We start from the raw sequence: 23,151 nt of genomic DNA on the forward strand, positions 1-23,151 counted from the left end.
CGGCGCCCGTGCGCATTCTCCCAGGATTACGGTGCCGCCCGTTCCAGGAAATACTCCATCTCCTGGATGATGCCGCTCTGCGCGGCCCAGAGGGCGGCCTGGGTGCGGTTGCGGACATTGATGGTCTGCATGATGTGACGGACATGCAGCTTCACCAGATCCTCCGTCATCCCCATCTCGCGCGCGATCTCCTTGTTGCTGCATCCGTCCATGATGAGCTTCAGGATACGGGCGTGGCGCGGGTAGAGGCCGGGATAGCCCAGAAGTTCGCTTTCATGCTGGGCAATCGCCCCATCCTCTCCGCCACGGCGGAGCGCGGTGGGCGAGAAATAGTCGAAGCATTCTTCCGGCACGACCGGTTCGCCGGCATGGATCAGGCGCAAGGACAGCACGAAGGCGGTCGGGGCCATCCGGTTCAGCAGATAGCCGCGAACGCCGAAGCGCAGGGCCATCCGCATGTGGTGGGCGGAGAATTCGTCGGCGATCATCGCCAGCTTGGCCTGTTCGCCGTACCAGTTGCGGAAGTTCCAGGCGTCGGTCTTCAGAGAGGCGAGGTCGAACAGAACGATGTCGGCCGTCCGTTCGGAACTGCCGTTGCCCGCCGGCGGTTCCAGCGTGACCACGGCCCCGCCGGCCGACATGCCGTCGGAATAGCGGTCGGGGCCGCCGTTCGCCCGGCCGTTCCACATCGTCTTGGGTGAAAGTCCGGTTGCGAGGCGGCTTTGCGGATCGATGACCTCGAAGCAGTCGTCCAGGATGTTCAGGATGGATTCGCGCAGCAATCGGCTTTGGTTGTGAACAATCACACGAATGCGATCGGACATGTCCGTCTCCCCCAAGAAATAGACGAATTGGCGGACGGCATCGCGCGGCCGGAAGGCAAGGATTCCCCCCTGGACGCTTTGCTTCGACGTCGATGGCACCGGTGCATTGCAATTCGGGTCTGCCGGATTCTGGTGTCCGGCGTGAAACCCTCGGCCCCCCGTTCGGGCCGTTGCCACCTTTGTCTCCGGTACCTCCGCGCCTGGCCGTGCAATGCCGCATATCCGATGGACGGTGCACGTTGTATCGGTCTTCTCGTGCTCGCCCGATCGAATTTAGATCAAACTATGATCCGGCACTCACGGTATTGTCTGCTGCACTTCTGGAATGATTCCAGGCTCAGTGGGGTGTGAACTCATACTGTCCGGGCAGCGTCCTTCGTCAGAAGGCCGGCAGTAATAAGTCATCCTTGCACGCGAATATGGAAGTGATTACCCGCTAAAGCCATGCCGGTCTCCGGCGGGTATCGCCAAGTGGGGAAGGTCCCAAGCAAAGGAAGCCAAACGATATTGCCGTTCAAAGAAGAAAAAGCTCTTTGAAAGACAACTTATGTTAGATGGCTGAACTTGGGATCAAGCTGCACTGGGCCAGTTCATTGGCGATAATATAGACTCTTAAACAGAGTTTGCCAGGACAATTTTCACTGAACATCGAAACGAAAGCGGAGCCCCGCCGGGACGGGACTCCGCTTTCGTTCCGACGACCTGCCTGCAGGCTTCCGCCTTACGCCGCCACGTCGTGGGTGATGGCGAAGACGCCGGTGTCCCAACGGGCGATGGTGGTGTCGAAGCCGCCGACACCGTTCACCACGTCGAAGCCCTGCGTGGTGTTGTGGATCAGGTCCTGGACCGTGTAGTGGCCGTTGGCGAGCTGAAGCTCCACATGGGTGGCCACCGCCTTGCGCGCCGCGGTGTCGTTGAAATCGACCCGGTCGGAGGCGACGACGATCAGCCGATCCTTCTGGTCGTAGAAGCCGTAGCCGGTGATCTGGGCATCCGGATCCTTGTCGGTGAAGGTCAACGGGTAATGGTAGTTCAGCGCCTCGTCGCCGATCAGGACCGGCGCCTTGGCCTTCAGGGCGGCGATCTCCGCGTCGCTGAACAGGTTGTGCCCGTCATAGGTCGCCTGCGGAATGATCCAGGCGCTGGGGGTGCTGGCCTTGGTCATCGACGGCAGGGCCGCGTCGCTGACGTAATAGCCGAAGGTCGCGCCGGCATCATGCAGCTTGGTGATCGGCTCCAGCAGTTCGCCCAGATAGGCATTGCCGATGGAGTTGCCGGCCGGCTCCAGCGCGTTCATCGCCTTCTCGGCATTGGCGCTGTAATAGAGCGCCGGGCCGAAGGGACGGGTCGGCACGATGTCGCGCAGCATGTCCAGCCAGGGCTGCTTCACCTCGCCCCAATCGTGATAGCTGCGCGACCACTGCTCCGCCGCGCGGCGGACGCCGCCCTGGTCGTCGGCGATCATTGTCCAGCCGCTCTGCAGCCAGGTCTGTTCCAGACGGCCCCAGCCCAGTTCCTCGCGCACCGTACCGCTCACGCCGGTGTAGAGGCTGTTTACCGCACCCCAGTAATCATCCTCCGACGAGGACATCATGTGGCCGAAATGGGCGTCCGGCGCGCGGGCGGCATGGATGCCCAGCATCGCCTGCTCGTAGGAGGCCGGTGCCTGCTTGTGCTGCATCTCGAAGCGTTCGAGGGTCTGCACGTTGAACAGGATGTCCTTCTCGTTCATTTTGTCCGCGATCACGCGGGCATCGACGCCGGCGAATTCGCGCATCGCCGCCGGGGTGAACGACACCTGGGTGGTCAGCCATGCGGCGTGGCCGGTGTTCTTGACGATGGCGTCGTCCAGCGCCTTCCAGCCATAGGCCCAACCGTCGACGAAGTAATCCAGCCACTGGGTCGGGTGGTTGTCGACGATGTCCGCCGCCTGCTGCGCCAGCGTGCTTCCCGCCACCTTGATGCCGGTTTTGGCGCTGAACTCCGCGATCATGCGGCTGTTGAAGAAGTCCATCACGCCGGAATGCGGGCTGCCGTCGAAGAAGTCGGCCAGCTCATAGCCGCGGGTGCCGGTCAGGGCCGACAGGCGGCCCAGCTTGTCGGCCATCCAGTCGGCGTAATGGGCGGTGCCGCCGGTCCAGCCGGCCGGCGCGTCCTTGGCGTCCAGCGGCATCAGCGGGCTGATATAGCCCCAGCCATAGGGATTGCTGCTGTCGGCGTTCAGGACGTAGCCGTCGGCGTCGCGGCCCAGATACTGCTGATGCGCCTTGACCCAGGACACCCAGGCCTTGTGTCCGCCCAGGCTGGCGAACTCACCGCCGTTCTGCGACTCAGTGAAGGTGTCCTCCCACAGCTGCAGGCCGATCAGCGGCATGACCCCGTCGGACAGATGACCGGCGGCGACGTCGCGGGTTTCCTTGAGATGGGCGGCGTTGGAATAATCGGGCACCGATTCCCAGAACAGGTGCTGCGGCGCCAACCCGCGGTCGGCGCCCCACGAGATGGTCGACACATCGGACATCAGCGGCGGCCGGTCGCTGCTGACCCCGGCGCTGGCGCTGTGGTCGTTCTTCGGCAGCGTGGCGGTGGGTGCCGTCGGAGCCGGCGTGGTGGGGGTGGTCGTGGGGGGCGTGGTCGTCGTGGTGCCGGCGAGCATGTCCTTGGTGACGGGAACGTTCAGCGTGCCGTTCCACCAAAGGCCCTGCTGGCCGGAGATGACGTCCTTGCCGTCCAGCGCGCCACGGTCATAGGTGACCCCGGCGGCGGTCGAGGCGACGCTGTGCCCGTTCACCACGACCGAGCCGACATAAAGGCTGCGGTCCTGGCCGTTGACGACGGCGTCGTTGTCGTACTGGACCTGGACCTTGTGCGCCTGGGTCGGGTCGAGATCGACCGTGAATTTGTAGGCGGTCTGGCTGGTGGCGGCCACCTTGGCGTCGCCAACCGCCTTGCCGTCGACGAGAAGCTTGAAGTGCGGCGGCACCCCGCCTGCGCTCTTGCCCCAGGCGTTGACGACGACGCTGTAGGACTGGGTCGCCGCCGGAGCCGCGGTAATGGCATCGTCCGCCGGGAACAGCGACGCCGGCAGCGGCACGTTCAGCGCACCGCCCCAGTAAAGGGCTTCCTGCCCGTTCACCACATCCTTTCCGTCGACCGCACCCCTGTCATAGGTGACCGACGGATCGGTGGCGGCGATCGACGTGCCGTTCACCGAGACGGCCTGGACGAACAGGTTGCGGTCGACGCCGCCCGACAGACCGTCGTTGTCGTAGACGATCTGCAGCTTGTGCGCGCTGTCGGCCGCGACCTTGGTGGAGATGGTGTAGCGCCCCAGGCTGCTGCTGTTCACCGTCGCCTGACCGATGGTCGCGCCGTCGAGCTTGAGCGCCAGATGCGGCCAGACGCCGCCGGCTGCTTGTCCCCATGCGTCGATCGCAAAGGTGACATCGATGAGATTGGACCCGGTGAGCGACATCGGCACGACTCCCATTAATCGGATATTAAGATCTTGCTAGACTGGGTTAACCGTATCGGTTGGATTACCCTGCTCGTTGGGAGTAGTCGCACAGAATTCGCTATAGAAAGGAGAGTCAATCTTGGGACATGACTCTGACTCATCTTTGACTCTTCCAAAAAAATCGATTTTGATTCCGCGAATGTTTTAGCGTCTGAAGGACTGAGTCCGACAACGGCAGTCTTAAGCCTGTTGTGTGGCGTCCGTATCTTTCGTTTGTTTGGCGTGGGTGCCGGCGCCGTGGTCCACTTCGGCACGAACCGCCGCAGATACCGCCGATCAAGCCGGGCAGGAGATCGCCTTATGCGCACCGCTTCCCTGCGCATCGCCGTCGTCACGCAAAAGATCGTCCGGCATGACGGACAGGGGCGCGTGAACGCAGTCGTGGTCGACGAACTGCTCCGCCGCGGGCATGAGGTCGTCGCCATCGCGTCGGAATTGGCGGATGAGTTGGCGCGCCATCCCCGTTTGCGCTGGGTGCCGCTCAGCAGCGGCGGTGTGCCGACACAGTTGGCGAAGGACCAGCTGTTCGCCTGGCGCGCGAGCCGGGCCCTGGCGCGGGAACGGCAGGCGGGGATAGACCGGGTGGTGGTGAACGGCTTCGTCAGCTGGGCACGGTCGGACGTGAACGCCGTGCATTTCGTCCATTCCGCCTGGATGCGCTCCGCCACCCATCCGATCCGCAAGGGCGTTTCGCCGTTGTCGCTCTATCGCGCGCTCTACACCCTGCTGAATGTCGGGTTCGAGCGCTGGAGCTTCCGCCGCGCCGGCCGGCTGGTGGCTGTCTCACGGACTGTTGCGGACGAACTGTGCCGGGACGGCGTCGAGCCTGCCCGGCTGCGGGTGATCGACAATGGCGTCGATGTCCGGGAGTTTCGTCCGGGCACCCCCGATCCGACGCTGTTCGGCCTGCCGCCCGGCCGTCCGGTGGCGCTGTTCGTCGGCGACGCCCGCAGCGACCGCAAGAATCTGGACGGGGTGCTGCGCGCGCTTGCCGACGTGCCCGATCTGGCGCTGGCTGTGGTCGGCGACGAGCGCGGCGGCCCGTTCCCGGCAATGGCGCGGGGGCTGGGGGTGGAGGATCGGGTCCGCTTCCTCGGCCACCGGCGCGACGTTGCGGCGCTGATGCGGGCGGCCGACCTGTTCGTTTTCCCGACCCGCTATGAACCCTTCGGGCTCGTCCTGCTGGAGGCGGCGGCCAGCGGTTTGCCGGTCGTCACCACGCGGCTGGCCGGCGCCGGCCGACTGCTGGAGGACGGTGCCGCCATCCTGCTGGATGACCCGGGTGCGCATGGGGATCTGGTGCGGGCGATGCACGACCTTGCTGCGGACCCGTCCCTGCGCCGCCGGATGGGCGAGGCAGGCCGCCGCATCGCCGAAAGCCAGGACTGGTCGGTGACGGCCGGGCGGTATGCCGATCTGCTGGAGGAATTGGGGCCGGCGGATCAGGCGGTCGACGGGCGGCGGCTGTTGGCCGGGTCGGCATCCTGACCTGACCCCTTACCGCAACTCCAGCCTCAGTTCCATGACCACGCTGTCGGTTCCCGGCGCCGCGTCCGCCACCGCGATTCCGACCGGCGCCGCCGGTCCAGGGGTGGGATCGACACGCTGGGGGGTGCCGCTGCCGGGGCGCAGGACGGTGCCCATGCGGATGGCGGCGCGGGTCTTGCCGACCGGCACGGTTCCACCGGTGGCGACGGGAACGATGCCGCCGGCGGCGGTCGTGGTCAGGGCGACGCCGTCGGCCGGGCGGTCGGGCTCCAGCCGGCGCACCCGGTCGTAGTCGCGCTGCACCAGATTGCCGGCATCGACCCCGCCGGCGCCGACCTTGCGGAACTCGCCGGAGCAATCCAGCGCCTCGAACCGGTTGGCGCGGCAGGTGCCGGAGATGGCGAGAGCCGGGGCGAAGCCGTCGCGGCCCAGGCGGATCAGCCGCTCCGCGTCGTCGAAGCGGTTGCCGACGGCGGAGGCGGCGACGATGGCGGCGGTCTCGATGTCTGCGGCGCGGTCGTTGGTGCCGTCGCCGAAGCTGGCGCTGCCGCCGGTGAACTCGTTGCGCTCCAGCGCGCGCACCACGATCAGGCCGGTGACCGGCCGCTTGGCCAGGCGATAGGCCGGCAGCAGCGAGCCGCTGCAACCGATCAGGACATTGCCGTACATCTCCGCCATCGGCCCCTGGATCCAGCCGTTGCCGCAGGCCTCGAAGGCGCAGTCCAGGAACTTGTTGTTGGACAGGAAGGTCCGCTTCGCCGGTCCGTCCTCCGCCAGGATTGCGTAGGGCGAGAAGCCGAAATGGCAGGAGATGAAGCTGGAATGGTCGATGCCGTTCTCCGGCGCCACGGCGATGGAGGCCAGCGTGTTGCCGGCGAGGTCGGTGTCGAGGAACAGATGATCGCCGAAGCTGTCGGTCCCTGCCGACCAATAGGCGCCGATGTGGTTCTTGGTCAGCTGGCAGGAAATCAGCGAGGAATGATCGCGCCAGACGTCCACCCCGGCGCGGAAGCCGAACACCCCGACCCGCTCCAGCAGGAAGCGGGAGGTCAGCGCCAGCCCGTCCATGCCCGGCGGCGGATCGCCCGGCCGATTGTCGGGCTTCGGCCCGCGCAGGCTGATGTGCGCGATGCGGCTGCGCTGATAGCCCTTGTTGTCGTCGCGCACGCCCTGCCGGCTGCCGGCCCGGATTGCGAAGCGTCCCGGCCCCAGATCCTCCGGCCAGGACAGCAGCGAGGCGCGCATGCCGGCGCCGACGATCTCCACCTCGTTGAAGGCGTCGTCGTAGCGGTCGAGGTTGGGCAGGACGATCTCGCCATCCAGCCGGTAATGGCCGGGCGGCACCAGCACCGTCCCGCCCTGTCCGCTGCGCGCCAGTTCCAGCACGGCGCCCTGCAGCGCCGCCCAATCGCATTCCTGGTCAAGGGAGCGGATGTGCGGATGGACGCGCCGTGCCGCCTCCAGGCTCTTGTAGCGCTCCGACAAAGGATGGCTGCGCCCGTCGCCGACGGCGCCGCGTTCGCGGATCGACAGGGCTGGGCCGCTTCTCTGCGGCGGGTCCGGTGCCGGGCGCAATGGCTTGTCCTGAGCGGCTTGGGCTGCGGCGGGCGTCCGGGCGGCGGGCAGGGCGAGGGCGGCCGCCAGCAACGCACGCCTGCCGATGCGGCAGCCGGGGCCGCCGCTCATGGCCCGAAGTCCCGCGATCGACGGCCAAGCCGGCCCAGCGAACCGATGCCATCGCTGAGCGCCGCGCGATAGACCTGCTCCAGCCGGTCGAGATGACGGTCCAGCGTGAAGGGCGCGCGCCAGTACCCGTCATGGGCGTTGCGGCCCATCCGCTCCACCTCCGCGTCGTGTGACAGCAGTCGGAGGCAGCGGGCGAGGTCGGCGGCGTCGCCGCTGCGGAACAGAAAGCCGTTCTCTCCCGGCTGCACAGCCTCCGCCGCCGCGCAATTGTCGCTGACGATGATGGGAACGCCGTTCGCCAGCGCCTCGTAGGCGGCGAGCCCGAACGTCTCGTACCACAGAGACGGAACCACCAGGGCCCGTGCCCGCCGCACCTCCTCCAGCACGGCATCGGGCGGCAGCCAGCCGACAAGTTCCGCATCCGGGTTCAGCCGGCGCACCGCCGCCGCCTCGTCGCCATCGCCGACGAAGCGCACCGGACAGTTGGCCTGTACCGCCGCCTCGGCCAGCAAAGCGGCGCCCTTTTCGCGCGACAGGCGTCCGACGAACAGCACAGGGCGGTTGCCGGCGACCGGGGCGGGGCCGCGAGCTTTGAGTTCGTCCGGGACTTCCACCGGGTTGGGGACGGGCAGGGTGACGGTGCCGGGCGGCAGATGGCGGGCGACCACCGCGCGCTGCCGGTCGCTGAGCGTCACCAGCGCCATGCCGCCGGTGAAGCCTCCGGCCAACGCCCCCGCGGCATGGCGGGCGGCGCGCCACCATTTGTGGTGCCGGGCGCGGGCGTCGCAGTCGGTGGCGAGGCAGCCGGTGGACAGCGCCCGGTGCGGGCAGTTGACGCCCTCGGGGAAGACGAAGAAGGCGCCGTTGGGGCAGAGCGGGAAATAGTCGTGCAAGGTCAGCAGCACCGGCAGGCCGGATTTCCGGCAGACCGGGAAGACGCTGGGCGACAGCGCCTTTGCCCAGCCATGGATATGGACCACCGTGTCGTTGGCCGGGCAGCTGCCAAGCAGGCTTTCCAGCGCGCGCGCCGCCTCCCGGTTCCAGATTCCGCGCAGCGCCGCCTGCACGCGGTCGGCGTTGCCCTTCAGGTCGGGCTGCTCCAGGCAATGGACGGTGATGCCGTCGGTCAGCAGGGCAGGGGCGATGGGCGGGACGGCGGTGAAGAAATGGACCCGGTGGCCGCGCCGGGCCAACCCGACGGCGCCGGCGATTGCGACCTTCGCCAGCCCGCCGCTGGGATGGGCATGGTCGCAGAGGATGACGATCGTGCTCATCGCAGGGTGCTCATTGCAGGGCGCCGCGATAGACGGCGGCGGTGCGGGCGGCGATGACCGGCCAGTCGAACCGGCTGCGCACCAATGCCCGGCAGGCGTCGGCGTCCGGCAGCCGGCGGACGCCGGTCAGCGCCTCCGCAAGGCCGATGCCGATGGACCGCGCGTCGGTCCCGGCGAGCACGAGGTCGCCGTCCAGCCCCTCCACCACCTCGGGCAAGCCGCCTACGGGCGTGACCATCACCGGCGTGCCGGCCGCCAGCGATTCCAGGGCGGTCAGGCCGAAGCCCTCCAGCGCCTGCGACGGCATCACGCACAGGTCGGCGGCGCGGTAGGCGAGCGGCAGATGCGCGTCGGGAACGAAGCCCAGCAGCCGTACATGGTCCTCCAGCCCCAGCGCGCCGATGCGGTCCTGAAGGGCCGCCGCCTCCGGCCCGCGTCCGGCGACCACCAGCAGAACGTCGGGCACCCGGCGGCGCAGTTCCACCATCGCGTCGACCAATGCGGTCAGCCCCATGCGCTTCACCAGCCGGCGCACCGTCAGCAGGATGGGACGCCCCTGCGGCCAGCCGAGGCGGGCGCGCGCCTGATGGCGGCTGTCGGAAAGGTCGTAGCGGTCGGCATCGACCCCGCCGGGTACCCGATGGATGCGCTCCGGCTGGATGCCATAGCGCTCGGTCAGGATGGTGGCGAAGGACTGCGACAGCACGACGAAGCGGGCGGCGCGGCGATAGACCAGCCGCTCCACCATGAACTTCAGCCGCACCGCCAGCGGACCGGCGCCCTCGGCGGCGCTTTCCAGCGCCCAGGGGCCATGGAAATGGACAACCAGCGGCCGGTTGCGCAAGGCGGGCAGCGCGCCCACCATATTCAGCGCGAAATGGGAGGCGACGAGGTCGGGCGCCTGCCGGCGCAGCGTCTCGGCGATGGCGGTCCGCGCCGCGGCCACCCGGCGCGGCAGCGAGGCGGTCGGCGGTGCGAAGCTGTCGATGCGGGCGCCATTGTCCAGCGTCCGGGAAACGGTGCCCAGCACCAGCCCGGAAAAGGCGATGCCCTGCTGCGGCAGGTAACGGGCAAGGTGGTAGAACATGTTCTCCGCCCCGCCATGGGTCTCCGGAAACCAGCCCAGCCCAAGCTGAAGCACGCTGGTCTCCCGCATCTCCCCCGGCAATGCGCCGGGCAGGATCAGGCTTCCGTCCATTGCTTGTCCTCGTGGAATTGATGGGCGGGGACAGAAGTCGGGACGGCGCCCTGCAGGCCGGCGAGCCCGTAATTCTTGGCCGCAATCGCCATGCCCAGGAAGAACCAGAAGCCGACGCCCGTGACCTTCACCAGCGTGTGTTCGAACACCATGCAGCCGAGCATCGTCAGAGCCGCAGTTTCGGCGCAGCGGGCGAACGGGTCCGGCGGAGCGCCGCCGCGGCGCAGCATCCCGGCGGTCAGCATGATCAGGCCGGCGACATAACCGAATGCGCCGGGCCAGCCCAGTTCGTAGGGCACGCGCAGGATGCCGCTGTCGAAATAGGCCATGACGCCCAGCTGCCCGTCCTCGTTGGTCAGCTTGGTCGCGGTGTCGATGGTGCCGAGCCCGGCGCCGCGCACCTCGGTCAGCGCATAGAACAGGAAGGTGACATAGAACTCCTGCCGATCCTGATAGCTGCGGTCGTTCTCCATCGAATTCAGCGTGTCGAACCGGGAAACGATCGCCTGATTGACCCTCGGCACGCTCAGCAGCGGCAGGGAGCACAGGACCAGACCGACGCCGACCGCGATCAGGCGGATGCGGTGGCGGCCGGGCATGGTCAGCATCAGCCAGGTGAAGGTGAACAGCCCGGCCAGCCATGCCGCGCGCACCAGACTGAGCAGCAGCGATCCCAGCGCCAGCGCGCCGGCGACCGGAACCAGGATGCCGCGTGCGGCCGGCAGCACGGCCAGCCCCGTGACCAGCAGGAAGGCCAGCGGGCCGGAGGAGTTCATCGTGCTGAACACCCGGACCTGCATCGGCAACGGCAAGCCCTGGTTGGTCATCCCGACATTGAGGAGCCATCGCGCATCCCAGGCCGGCATGATGAAATACTGGATCAGGCCGTAGCCGCCGACCAGCGTCAGCCCCAGGACGAAGGCGCGCAGCACCGCGTCGCGCATCTGCGGATAGAGCGGCCAGTGCAGGGCGACATAGAGCCCCAGCATGACCGGCACCACCCAGTTCAGCAGTGCGAAGGTCGCAGCCGCCACGCCCGCCTGGGAGATTCCATTGAAGTAGGCATAGGAGATGCCCAGCATCACCGGCACGAAGCCGAAATAGGCGCGGTAGCGCAGCATCGGCAGATACTGTGCGATCACCAGCCCGGTCATGGCGCCGACGACGAAGGGCGTCACCATGATCGGGCTGATGACGCTCCAGCCCGACTGGTAATCGACCAGCCGGCGCACCTCCGGCGTCAGGAACCACAGCCACCACGTGAAGGCGGCGAACCGGGCCGGGTCGCGCGTCACCAGCAGCGCGCCGACGGCCAGCGCCCCAATCGGAAAGACGATTTCCAGCACACCGGCCTTGCCCATCAGGACCGGGACCGCCACCAGGAACCAGAAGACCGGTGCCGCCATTCTGTTCAGGGAGGGCAGGCCGCCGGTGCCGTGATGGCCGGTGCCGTGATGGGCCGTGCCGTGATGGCCATGCTCCAAGCCGGCTGTGGCGAAGGTCATGCCGCCGTCTCCCGCCAGTCGCGCATCCCCTCCAGCCGGCCGCGCAAGGTCGCGCGCAGCTTCGCTCCGGCATTGCGGTCGCCGCGCAGCGTCAGCCGCGCCCACTGCGCCAGTCCGGGAAACTCGCAGGTCCCCACCAGCATGGCCCAGGCGGCGAAGGCGGCGCGGTTGGCCGGGCCGAAATGGGTCATCAGGGCCAGCGTGTCGTTGAAGGTCGCGTTCTCCTGCGCCAGCGGGTGGAAGTGGTTCGCGCCACGCTGGTCGATGTCGAAGCGCACCGCCGGGAAGTGGTCGACCGCCACCAGCGGGTCGTAGACCAGCCGCCATCCCTGGCGCGACAGCCGCAGGCAGAAATCCACCTCGTTGCGAACCTGGGCGCCGCTGCCGCGCAGCCGGGTGTTCAGCCGCTGGCCGTCGATCGCCGCGCGCCGGAAGCTCCAGTTGGCGCCTTTCAGCACGTCCACGTCCTGGGCCGGACCGACACCCAGATGATGGTTGCCGATGACCCGCCCGAACCATTGCAGCCGGCCGACGACCTGGGCCTCCCCGGTTTCCGGCACGCCGTCGTGATAGACATGGTCACGGCCGCCGACGCCGCCGATCCGCGGATCGGCGCGGTACCAGGCCTCGATCCGCTCGACCCAGTCGGGATGGGGGACCGCGTCGTCGTCGGTGATGGCGACGATGTCGCCGCGGGCATGATCCATGCCGCGGTTGATCGCCGCCACCTGCCCCGGCACGTCGATGCCGGCGACCTCGACCGGCAGGGTGGAGGCATAGCGCCGGGCAACCTCAGCGGACTCCGGATCGGTGTCGCGCACGGTGACGACCACCTGGACCGGCGCCAGCGTCTGCCGGACCAGACCGTCCAGGCAGCCGGCCAGCTGGTCCGGCCGGCGATAGGTCGGTACGATCACGGTGACACCCAGACGTTCGACGGCATGGGGGGGGGCGGGGGCCGCGGAGGACGGGTTCATGGTCACGCTCATGCCGGAGCCAGCTCCCGCCCGCGGGCGTCGTTCGCGGCGGCCCGCGCCGGGGCCAGGGCCGGTTCCTCGCCGTTCATCCAGCTGTCGATGGTCTCGCGCAGCCGTGCCTTGAACACGGCACGGTCGAAGCGGGCGGCGTAAGCCTGGATGACGGTGGGGTTGAAGCGGCGTTCCTGCGCCTCGAACCGTTGCACCGCCTCGATCAGCGCTTCCGGCGTCTGCTGGTCGAAGAACAGGCCGGACAGGCCGTCCCTCACCGTCTCGGTCGCGCCGCCGCGGTTCAGGGCGATCACCGGCCGGCCGGCGGCCATCGCCTCGACGGGCACGATGCCGAAATCCTCGTTGGCGGTGAAGACCAGGGCGCGGCAGGCGGCATACTGCCGGTCCAACTCCTCTGCGGAACAATGGCCCAGCAGCTCCACCGTCGGCCCGGCCATCTGCTTCAGCCGGCGGTACTCCTCGCCCTCGCCGACCACGACCAGCTTGCGGCCCATGCGGTTGAAGGCTTCGATCGCCACGTCGGCGCGCTTGTAGGACACCAGCTGGCTGACGAACAGGTAGTGATCGCCGGGCGGCTCCGCGGTGGCGAAGCGCCGGGTTTCCACCGGCGGGTTGATGACGGTGGAGTCGCGGCGGTAGACCCGCCAGATGCGCTTCGCCACCGTCTCGGAATTGGCGATGAAACGGTCGACCCGCGCCGCCGTCGCCAGATCCCATTGCCGCAGCCGGTGGATGGCATAGGGCATCAGCGGCCGGACGATCGGCCCGGCCGAGTGCAGGTAATCGTGATAGCCGCTCCACACATAGCGCATCGGCGTGTGGCAGTAGCAGACGTGCAGCGCGTCCGGCCTGGTCAGCACCCCCTTCGCCGGCCCGGATTCGCTGCTGATGACGAGGTCGTAGGCGCTGAGGTCGAGCTGTTCCAACGCCAGCGGCATCAGCGGCAGATACTTCTGATACATCCGGTGGGCCATCGGCAGCCGGTCGATGAAGGTCGTGGTGACCTGATGGCTGCGGATGATCGGGGAGATCCGCTCCGGCCGGTAGACGTGGGTGAAGACGTCGGCCTCCGGATACAGCTCGCACAGGGCTTCGATAACCTTCTCCCCCCCGCGCATCCCGACGAGCCAGTAATGGACGATCGCGACTTTCATTGTGGGTCCTCCGGCAAGGGGCAGGCCTTCACTTGGGCCGAGGGTATTTGGGTTCTGGATACTTCCGCTCAGGCGATGCGGCGCAGGCGGTAGGAACGGCCGCTGGGTGGACGGGCGCCGTATTCCAAGTTCGCGTGGTCGCGGGCGTTGACCATCGACAGCACCGCGCCGCCGATCCGCCCGCCGACCTGCCGCACCTGCTTGATGCCGGCGCTGGCAAGGCTGGTGGCGGTCCGCGCCCAGCGCACGACATAGAGGACACGGTCGGCCAGGGGCGCCAGAATCAGCGCGTCGGACACCGACAGCACCGGCGGCGTGTCGAGGACGACGACGTCGTAGCGTTCGGACAGCTCGACCAGCAGCGACAGCATGGCCTTGGAGCCGAACAGGATCTGCGGGCGCTCGACCGGGCGGCCGGCGGTGATCACCGCCACCCGGCGGCGGTCGTCGACCTGCACGACCTGATCCAGCGTCGCATCGCCTTCCAGCAGGTCGGTCAGCCCCTTTGGCGGCCGGGTGCCGCCGAGAAGCCGGTGCACGGCGGGGCGGCGGGTGTCGCAGTCGACGATGACGACCCGGCGGCCGGTGTCGGCCAGGAAGGCGGACAGCGCCACCGCCAGCGTGGTCTTGCCTTCGCCAGCGACCGACGAGGTCAGCATAACCACCTCGCCGCCCTTGACGGTGGCCGGCTCGGCGCCGGTGCGGACCAGATGCAGCCGTGCGCAGAGCCGCCAGACCGCCTCGGCGAATTCGCCGCCGCCGGTGTTGGAATAGGGGTCTCGGTTGGCATCGGAGCGGGCGGACCGCTTGATCCGGCCCAGCAGCGGCACGATGCCGACCGCCGGCAGGCCCAGGACCGCCTCCACCTGATGGGAGCTGTAGATACCGCGCTGGCTGGCGGTCCGGACCAGCGCGATGCCGGTGGCGATGGCGCCGCAGACCACCGCGGCCAACGCCGCCAGCACGCTCTTGCCCGGCCCGACCGGCCCCACCGGAACGTCGGCGGAGGACACGATGCGCACGTCGGGCGTCATCTCCAGCGCCTGGAGCACCTGGGTCTCCTTCAGGCGGGTGACGGCGCGGCGATAGTTGTCGTCGGAAGCGTCGGCCTGCCGCTGAAGCTCGCGCAGCCGCACGTCCGCCTGCATGCTGTCGAAGGACTCCGTTCGCAGGGCCTCCAGCCGGCGGGACAGGCTCTGGATCTTGGCGATCTGCTGCTCCACCTCGCCCCGCAGGCTGCGGATCACGCGATCCACCTCGGTGGCGAGGGCGGCATTGAGTTCGCGCAGCTCCGCGGCCGGCCGCGCCAGCGCCGGGTGACGGTCGCCATATTGCGCGCGCAGCTCTGCCAGCTGGGCGCTCAGTGCCGTCTGACGCTGGCGCAGGCCGGTGATCAGCGGGTCGCCGCCTATGTCGGCGCCGGTCAGCGATTCGGGATTGCCGGGCTGCACGGACTGCAGCTGGCGCAGCCGCCCCTGGGCGTTGGTCAGCGCGGTGCGCGCCTCCGCCAGCTGGGCGTTCAGGGCCGACATCTCTTCGTTGACCAGGGGAGCATCGCGGCCCTTGGCCATGCCGGTTTCGGCACGCATCGCCTCGACGGCGGCGCGGCCGGTGCTGGTCATGTCCTGGCGCAGTTCGTCGAGCCGGCTCTGCAGCCACTCGCTGGCGTTCTGGGTGGCCTTGCGCTTCGCCTCCACCTGGATGGCGATGTAGGCGTCGGCGACGGCATTGGCGGCGCGGGCCGCCAGCTGCGGGTCCTTGGCCTCGACCGCGATGCGGATCGCGCGCGACTGCACGCCGGGGCTGACGCGCAGGTTCTTCTGGAAGGCATAGATCAGGCGGGCGGTTTCCTTCTCCTCCGCACTGCCGGTCGGAGCGGGCGGGCGCGCGGCCGGCGTCAGCAGCGCGGACAGCGGTTCGGGAAGACCGGACGCCACCTCCGTCAGCAGGGCGCGGCCTTCCTCGAACAGGGGAGTCAGAAGGCCGGGCTTGTCGGGAGTTGCGGCGTATTCCGGCTCGTTCCCGAGATTCAGCATCTCCACCACCCGGCGGGCGAGATCGCGGGACCGCAGGATCTCGACCTCGGTGTTGACGGTGTCGAGATACATTCCCATCGGTTCCGACACCGAAGGGATGTTGATGACGCGGTTCGTATGCGGATCGATCACCACGACGGCCGACGCGCTGTAGAGCGGCGTCATCGCGTTGATCAGCAGCACCGCGGGTAGCCACAGCACCGCGGTCAGCCCAAGGATCAGCCATTTCTGGCGCCACAGCGTCTGTACCAGCCGGCCTACGTTGACCTTATCGGCGCCCGTTCCGACCGGCGGTGCGACAAAGCCGGAGGGGATACCGGCCGTGCCTGGCGGCAATCGGTGTTCCGGTGCGTCCATGGGCTGAACTCCTTCATCTCGACAAACGGTGCGCGGAGGTGCGATGCGGCCGCGATGGTTCAGGCGACCTCTGCCGGGTCTCGGGTGGGCTGGCGGGGGGCGGACGGGGCGTCCGGCCCCGGGTCGCCGCGGATCTCCGCCGGCAGCTCCGGGGTTGTCGGGGTGGCCCGTCCCGCCTTCGTCTCGGCCAGGATGCGGGCGTAGCGGGCGACGGTGTTGGGCGTGACGTTGACCAGCGTTCCGGTCCCGCCGCCGTCGGCGACGAGCCGGGCGACCTGGAACAGGGCGCGCCCCTTCTCCAGCACCTCGCCCGGCAGCATCCACAGGATGGAATCGATGTTGGACGCCAGCCATCCCGGCCGCCCGCCGCGGGTCAGTCGGCGTTCGGCCGCCCGCACCTGTGCGGTGTTGCGAATGGTGTAGAAGGGCGACCAGCCGTCCCAATCGCCGGCTGTGAAGGGCAGGGCCACGAACTCCCCGTCGACCAGCGCCGGTTCGGCCGAACCGAAGGCGGCCTTGGTCCACATGTAATCGAAGCCGGCGGAGCGGACGGCGGCGGCGACATCCCGCCGCAACGGACCGGGGCGGGCGCTGTCATAGGGCCGCCACGCCTCGTAGAAGCGGTCGAGCCGGTAGCGGCGCAACGCATTGCCGATCATGCGCCGGGCGTCCATGGCCGGAGCCCCGGCCCGCGTCGGCGCCTTGCGGGGCATGCCCTCCGATGCGGCCTCCACGCTGGCGGCCGGGGTTTCCGATGGGCGCGGACGGGGCGAGATGCGCAGGACGGGCCGGCCCTCCTCCCAATGCAGGCGCGGGGTGCGGCCCGGCACGAGCGGCGAGTCGACCAGCGGCCACCAGCCGCGCGGCATCAGCCCCGGCGGCAGCATGGTCGCCATCTCCGCGCGGGCGTCGGTCAGCAGGCGGGCCAGTTCGTCGCTCGGCATTTCGCCCTCGGCGCAGACGCCGCGGCCGGTGCTTCCCAGCAGAAGCTCCACCCGGCCCAGCACGCCGCCGCGTTCCTCCGGCACCGACAGCAGTGCCAGGTCGGCGGGGCTGGACTGGGTCAGGCTGTCGACGGTGACCACCAGCCCGCAACGCAGGCCGGTCGCCGCCACCAGATCGAGGATGCGCGGAATACAGTGGAGTTCGCGGATCATGCCGGACCACAGCACCAGCGTGGTCAGCACCCGCCCCTCCGCCGCCCAGCGGCGCAGGGTGGCGTCGTCGGGTTCGTAATCGGTGAAGGGGCGCGGCGGCTCCGCAATGCGCAGCGGCACGTCGGCCGTGCTGGCGAAGGGCGGATCGGGATCGACGATCTGCAGCCCGCGGCCCAGGCGGCCCAGGGCGAAGAAGTCGTGGTCGTCGAACTGGCGGCCATAGACCGGGTCGGCCCCGTTGCGGATCAGGTCGGCGGCGCGCTCGATCACGTCGGTCTGCGGCCGGCCATAGAGCGGCAGCAGCCGCTTGGCCGCCGCCAGCGGCAACTGCGCCGCGATCAGATCGGGATCGCCCAGCAGCGTTCCACGGCCCCAGCCGGCATGGCGATGGGCCAGCGCGGCGCTGAAGCTGGCATAGCTTTCCCCTGCCACCCTGCCTTCGACCGCATCGAGGCCGCCGGGGAAGTGGCGGGCGCGCACCGGGTCGACGCAATGACCGGTGAAATGACGGGCGCCCAGCGCCTCCAGCCGCTGCCGCAGCCCGGCATCCGCGCCGACATCGATGCCGAGGCAGGGCTTCGCCATCAGTAGCGGATAGAGGAACGGGGCGGCGACGATGCCGAGCGGGGTTTGCGGCGCCATGTCCAGCACCGCGACCTCGTCCGGGATCGGCTGCTCCAGCAGGCGAAAGGCGGCCTCATAGAGCGCGGCCGGGTCGGTGCTGCGCAGGGCGCATTCGCCTCCTGCCTCCACCACCGGCCACAGGGGGGAGGCAGGGTCGCCCAGCGCCACGACGCGGAACCGGGTGGTCAGCCACAGCGCATGGTCCAGGTGCCGGCCGCCGGCCATCAGGCTGCCGGTGCCGGTCGCCTCGGTCCGGTTGCCGTCCTCCCAGCCGCCGAAGTGTCGGCCGCTGCGCCGTCCGTCGTAATAGAGGTCGAAGGCCCAGCCGGCGCGTTCCGCCGCGGCGGCCAGCACCGGCGCTATGGCGACGCGGTGCGGGTCGCCGCCATGGGCAAGGAAAAGGAGCAGGGGCGGTTTGGTCACGATACGTGCCCCTCCGTGCCCTTGCCGCCGCGCCGGCACCACCACAGGTGCCATTTCGCCACCCCCGGCGGGCCGAAATGATCGGTCTTCTGCAGGGTCAGGCCGGTGGCGGCGATGGCCTTGCGCATTTCCGGCGCCCAGTGGTGACGGACCAGCGCCTTCCATTCCGGCAGGACGCCGTGGCAGCGCATGGTCGCCAGCAGCCGGTCGGGCCGCCAGCGGTAGTAGCGGGGATAGGCGATCACCCACAGCGGATTCGCATTGGTGGTGTCGCAGACGATCCGGCCGCCCGGCTTGACCACCCGCTGCAGCTCGCGCACGCCGGCTTCCAGGTCGGGCAGGTGGCAGAGCAGGTCCATGGCGATGACGATGTCGAAGCTGTCGTCGGCGAAGGGCAGCTTGCGGGCGTCGGCCTGCTGGACGGTCAGGGCCGGGAAACGCTCCTTCGCCTCGGCCAGCATCTCGTGGGAGATGTCGACCAGCGTTACGTCGTGACGGTCGGCGAAGGGACCGGTGATGCGGCCGTATCCGCCGCCGACATCGAGGATGCGCATCCGCGGCAGCCGCTCCAACTCCGCCGCCACCGCGCGCCGCTTCTCGTCATAGATGCGGTAGAAGGGGGTGGTCGGGTGGTCGGGGCGGAAATGGCGGCGATAGCCATTGTTGTAGATGCCGGATCCCGCGACCTGCGACCGCTCCGCCTTGGCATTCTCCAGCAGGGCGGCGACCTGGGCGGCGACAGTGTCGACGTCGAAGCTCTTCGCATGCTCCAGCCCCGCCGCGGCGACGGCCTTCAGCCCGTCGGGGTCCGCCAGCCGGGCGATCAGCATGTCGCGCAGCGGCTCCGCCTGCCCGGGCGGGACCAGCCAGCCGGTGCGGCCATGCTCGATGATTTCCGGGAAGCCGCCGCAGTCGCTGGCGACCACCGGCACACCCAGCGCCATCGCCTCCACCACCACGAAACCGAAGCTTTCCCACAGGGACGGGACGACCGCCATCTCCGCCCGCGCCACCACGGCCAGCGCGTCGTTGCGCGGCAGGGCGCCTGTGAAATGGACGCGGTCGGCGACCGGAGCGACGTCGCGCCGGAACTGGTCGATGATCGCGGCGCTCGCGGAGTCCTCGCCGCCGATCATCATCAGGTGCAGGTCGGGGTTGGCGGCCAGCACGCCGGGAATGGCGCGGCCCAGAGTGGCGATGCCCTTGCGCCCCTCCAGCCGGCCGAAGAAGGCGATGAAGCGCTTCGGCAGCGCCATCGGCGGCTCGGCTGTCCGGTTCGCCGCCACCGCGGCGAGATCGATGCTGTTGGGGATGACCTGGATCATCTCCGGCGGGATGCGCCAGTAATCGGCCACCCGCCGGGCGATCGCGCGGGTGGAGGCGTAGATCGCCGCGCTGCGTTTGGTCTGGTCGCGTTCGAGCGCGTTCAGCAGGTGGGTGTGTGGCACCCAGGGCTGCGTGTTGGTGTCCATCACCAGCCCGGTCGGCGTCGCCAGCCGCGTCACCACGGGAATGGTGCTGAAACGGGTCAGCCACCACGCGTCGGCGTCGAACTCAGCAGCATGAACCACGTCGGGACGGAAGGCGCGGACCGCGTCGGCCAGCCGGCGGTTGGTCCGGAACCGGTCCACGACCGCATGCAGATGCGGTCCCGGATCGACGCGGTTCACCGTCACGCCGTCCTCGATGGTGGTGCCGGCCGGCAGGCCGCCGGCCTTCCACGGGGTCACCACCTGGACGACATGGCCCAGCCGCGCCAGCGCACGGGCCATCGTGTGGGTGTGGGTGGCGATACCGCCGAGCTTTTCGCCGGGTGGGTATTCGGGCGTCAAGAGCGACAGTCGCATTGTGGGTCCCCCAAATCCTGTAGGTTCTGTCATTTGCCTGCGGGTCCGGCCGGAGCGGCGGTCGCCGGAGACGGTTTGGCGAGTGCGATCAGGCGCCGCGGCAAGGCCGCGAGCATTGCCGGGTCGGGAAGGAAGACGCGCCAGGGCAGTCCGGTCGCCCGCCGGTAGAGGGTCGCCGCGGTGGCGAACACCAGCGTGTAGGCCACCGTGGAGACGATGGCCGCGGCCAGGATCCCGCCGCTGCGCAGGAACAGCAGCAGGCCGCCCAGCGTGACCAGCATCCCCAACAGGTTGGCCGTGGTGGCGGTGAAGGGCCTGTTCTCCGCATAGAGCCCGTTCAGCAGGATCGACGCGGCGGCGTAGAGAACGGCGCCCGGCAGCAGAAGCCGCAGTGGAAGCGCGCTGTCGGCGAAGGACGGGCCGTAGACCAGTCCGATGGCGATATCCGCGAAGACGAACAGCCCGCCGCCAAGCAGCCCGCCGATGGCGAAGGTCACCTGCAGGCTGTTCAGCACCAGCGTCCGCCCCGACTGGCCCCGCCGGGTGGCGGCGGGCATCACGACCGTGGCAAGCGCGCTGGACAGGCTGACGATCAGCCAGGACAGGCTGGTCGCCAGGGCGTAGAGCCCGACCTGGGCCGCCGGCAGGAAGGCGGGAATGATCAGCAGGTCCAGCCGCTGGGTGATGACGCCGCCCACCACGTCGCCGTGGGTGCGCAGCGCGTACCAGAGCGTCCGCCGGCCGAGCGCCGGATCGGGGCGGCCGATCCCGTGGCGGCGGACCAGCAGGGCCGTGGCCACGACCAGCACCAGCGTGCTCATCGCCGCCTGCACGATGACGGCGGCCTCCACCGTGAAGTGGCCGGTGGCCCAAAGGACGCCGTAGAGTGTGGCGACGCCGGCCGGCTGGATGAAGTTCAGCGCGTTGAAGCTGCGGAAATCCTGGTCGCCCAGGATCAGCCCGAGCATCAGCTCCGCCAGAAGGGCCATGGCGATCATGGGCAGGTAGAGCCGCGCCAGTACCAGCGTCTCAACTGGCTGCGCGGCCAGCAGTAGCGGCAGCAGCAGGTAGCCGGTGCCGATCGCCAGCGCCGCCAGCGGCAGCAGGATCAGCGTCCAGGTGCTCAGCAGCCGGCCGCCGGCCGAATGGTCCCGCGACAGCGCGTAGGTGACCGCCTTGCCGCAGCCCATGCCGAACAGCCAGCCCAGCATCTGTATGGTGGTAAGGACCGCGGTCAGCGCCCCCCGACCCTCCGGACCGATGGTGCGGGCGACGAGGATTCCTGTCAGCAGTCCAAGCCCCATCGTGGCGGCGGTGACGAGTACAGTCGTCACGCCATGCCGGGCGAAGCTGCCCCCCTTCGCCGCCGCCTTGCGTCCGGTCAGACCTTTCAGCATCGCGCCTTCACCCCCGTCGAAGTCCCTGAAGTGTGCGCACCGCGTCCTCCCCCGGATTCGTGTTTCTTGTTTTGTCGGCAGGTTGGCCCCCACTAGGGGCGACCATCATGGATCATGAACGCCACCAAGAATTAGTTGATATTCCCAACAATTACTTGGTTAGCCTAAAAAATGTCGCGGAGTGGAACAGCGATTTGTGGTCGCCGTTATTAGCTCAGGCGAGCATTTTTGTTGTGCATTGCAAACGGAACGGTAGTGGGGTGTTGGGCGACGGTCAACGCCGCTTTCGGAACTGTTCTTCCCGCACACCGGGGGAGTATTTTTCTTTGATCATCCGTTGCCGGGAACTGGGAGTCTTAGCGTATCTTTCGGGCGTCGGTTATCGGCAACGCCCATGTTCCGGCATCGGGAGTAGTCCATTGCCGGATCGGCGGCACACGAGAGGAGAGGGGGAAGCGCGGTTGCGTTTCGCTGCCGGGTGCGGCGGCGGTGGCACAGCCCGTTTGATGCGGGCACCAATACCCGCCCGGTCGGGCCGGTCCACGGAAGGTTGCGGCCGGGGCCGCTTGCCCAATCGCCGCGGGACGCGCCGGTTCAGTCCCGCCGGTTCAATCCCGCCGGTTCAGTCGGCGTCGGCCATCCGGGCGGCGGTGGAACCGCGCACGATGCAGGTGCCACCCAGGACGAGGCGGCGGCGGGGACGGTCCGGCGCTTCCAGCCGTTCGAACAGCAGGGTCATTGCCGATTGGCCGATGTCCTGCACCGGCTGCTCGATGACGGTAAGGCCGGGGCCGACCAGTTCCGTCCAGGGTTCATTGTCGAATCCGGCGACCGCCAGCCCATCGGGGATCGACAGTTTCAGCCGGCGGGCGGCCTTCACCACCCCCATCAGGAACAGGCTGTTGCTGACGATGAAGGCTTCCGGCCGGTCGCGTTCCGCCATCCAGTCCACCACCGCCGCCTCCGCCGCGTCGGCATAAGGGGCGAGGAAGCGGGCGGCTGGAGCCAGGCCGCGGGCCGCCATGGCGGAGCGATAGCCCTCGTACCGCTCCTGGCCGGTGGTGCTGGTGTTGCCGAACAGGCCGGCGATGCGGCGATAGCCTTGGGCGTGCAGGTGCTCCACCAGCATGGCCGCGGCGCGCGGATTGTCCAGGACCACCGCGTCGTGGCGGGCGGTCGGCGCGTTGCGGTCGATCAGCACGACGGGAAAGTCGAGGTCGAGCGTGTCGAGCCGGTCGAGCGTCGCGCGGGTCGGGGCGAAGATCAGGCCGGTGATCCGCTCCTCCTGCATCAGGCGCAGGTACAACTCCTCCCGTTCAGGATTCTCGTCGCTGTTGCACAGGATCACGCGCATGCCGGCACGATAGGCCGCATCCTCCACCGCGCGGCTGACGGCGGTGAAGAAGGGGTTGCGGATGTCCGAGACAACCAGTCCGATCGTCTGCGAATGCTGCGAGCGCAGCCGCCGTGCCGACAGGTTGGGGCGGTAGCCGGTGGCGCGCACCGCATCCTCCACCCGCTTGCGCAACGCCTCGCTGACCGGGCCGTTGCTCAGCACGCGCGACACGGTGGCGACCGATACGCCGGCGGCCAGGGCCACGTCCTTGATGCTGGCGGTCTTACCGGAGGCGTTCATCTGCAAACCAGTGGTGGTAGAGGGCACCCCGAACGGGGA

General features: G+C 68.9%; 14 protein-coding genes. 1 reads left to right on the forward strand and 13 read right to left on the reverse strand.

The window, feature by feature from the left end:
• Positions 1-26 precede the first annotated feature (26 nt).
• Positions 27-824, reverse strand: coding sequence for a LuxR C-terminal-related transcriptional regulator (locus tag FZ938_RS24195; protein WP_149200967.1), 798 nt, complete (start codon positions 822-824; stop codon positions 27-29).
• Positions 825-1,545: 721 nt separating this feature from the next.
• Complete coding sequence (locus tag FZ938_RS24200) at positions 1,546-4,299, reverse strand: carbohydrate-binding domain-containing protein (RefSeq protein ID WP_246457204.1); 2,754 nt, start codon at positions 4,297-4,299, stop codon at positions 1,546-1,548.
• A gap of 342 nt (positions 4,300-4,641) precedes the next feature.
• Here FZ938_RS24200 and FZ938_RS24205 point away from each other — a divergent pair, with 342 nt between their 5' ends.
• Entirely contained in the window at positions 4,642-5,829 is a 1,188-nt protein-coding gene (locus FZ938_RS24205; RefSeq protein ID WP_149200969.1) for a glycosyltransferase family 4 protein, read from the forward strand.
• Positions 5,830-5,838: 9 nt separating this feature from the next.
• On the opposite strand, the gene FZ938_RS24210 is transcribed toward FZ938_RS24205, so the two are convergent.
• The 11 genes from FZ938_RS24210 to FZ938_RS24260 form a co-directional block, all read right to left on the reverse strand.
• On the reverse strand, positions 5,839-7,515 hold the full coding sequence (locus FZ938_RS24210; RefSeq protein WP_149200970.1) for a DUF2190 family protein: 1,677 nt from the start codon (positions 7,513-7,515) through the stop codon (positions 5,839-5,841).
• Positions 7,512-8,789, reverse strand: a complete 1,278-nt coding sequence (locus FZ938_RS24215; protein ID WP_149200971.1) for a glycosyltransferase family 4 protein — start codon at positions 8,787-8,789, stop codon at positions 7,512-7,514. The genes FZ938_RS24210 and FZ938_RS24215 overlap by 4 nt, the downstream gene beginning before the upstream one ends.
• Before the next feature lie 10 nt (positions 8,790-8,799).
• Entirely contained in the window at positions 8,800-9,987 is a 1,188-nt protein-coding gene (locus FZ938_RS24220) for a glycosyltransferase family 4 protein (protein ID WP_246799098.1), read from the reverse strand.
• Entirely contained in the window at positions 9,972-11,492 is a 1,521-nt protein-coding gene (locus FZ938_RS24225) for an O-antigen ligase family protein (RefSeq protein ID WP_149200972.1), read from the reverse strand. The genes FZ938_RS24220 and FZ938_RS24225 overlap by 16 nt, the downstream gene beginning before the upstream one ends.
• The gene (locus FZ938_RS24230) at positions 11,489-12,481 is read right to left on the reverse strand and encodes a glycosyltransferase family 2 protein (protein WP_149200973.1); all 993 of its coding nucleotides are present in this window, start codon (positions 12,479-12,481) and stop codon (positions 11,489-11,491) included. Before FZ938_RS24230 ends, FZ938_RS24225 begins: the two co-directional genes overlap by 4 nt.
• Positions 12,478-13,635 carry a glycosyltransferase gene (locus tag FZ938_RS24235; protein ID WP_149200974.1) on the reverse strand — a complete coding sequence of 386 codons (1,158 nt, stop codon included), beginning with the start codon at positions 13,633-13,635 and terminating at the stop codon, positions 12,478-12,480. The genes FZ938_RS24230 and FZ938_RS24235 overlap by 4 nt, the downstream gene beginning before the upstream one ends.
• 68 nt (positions 13,636-13,703) lie before the next feature.
• Positions 13,704-16,028: a GumC family protein gene (locus FZ938_RS24240; RefSeq protein ID WP_149200975.1), complete on the reverse strand. Its 2,325-nt coding sequence runs from the start codon at positions 16,026-16,028 to the stop codon at positions 13,704-13,706.
• Between the two features lie 59 nt (positions 16,029-16,087).
• Positions 16,088-18,232 carry a hypothetical protein gene (locus tag FZ938_RS24245; RefSeq protein WP_174757017.1) on the reverse strand — a complete coding sequence of 715 codons (2,145 nt, stop codon included), beginning with the start codon at positions 18,230-18,232 and terminating at the stop codon, positions 16,088-16,090.
• Entirely contained in the window at positions 18,229-20,079 is a 1,851-nt protein-coding gene (locus FZ938_RS24250; protein ID WP_149200976.1) for a glycosyltransferase, read from the reverse strand. Before FZ938_RS24250 ends, FZ938_RS24245 begins: the two co-directional genes overlap by 4 nt.
• A 29-nt stretch (positions 20,080-20,108) precedes the next feature.
• Positions 20,109-21,476, reverse strand: coding sequence for an oligosaccharide flippase family protein (locus FZ938_RS24255; RefSeq protein WP_149200977.1), 1,368 nt, complete (start codon positions 21,474-21,476; stop codon positions 20,109-20,111).
• A 622-nt stretch (positions 21,477-22,098) separates the two neighbouring features.
• Positions 22,099-23,112 carry a LacI family DNA-binding transcriptional regulator gene (locus FZ938_RS24260; protein WP_149200978.1) on the reverse strand — a complete coding sequence of 338 codons (1,014 nt, stop codon included), beginning with the start codon at positions 23,110-23,112 and terminating at the stop codon, positions 22,099-22,101.
• Between the last annotated feature and the right edge of the window lie 39 nt (positions 23,113-23,151).

The organism is Azospirillum oryzae, assembly GCF_008364795.1.
Taxonomy (GTDB): Bacteria; Pseudomonadota; Alphaproteobacteria; order Azospirillales; family Azospirillaceae; genus Azospirillum; species Azospirillum oryzae.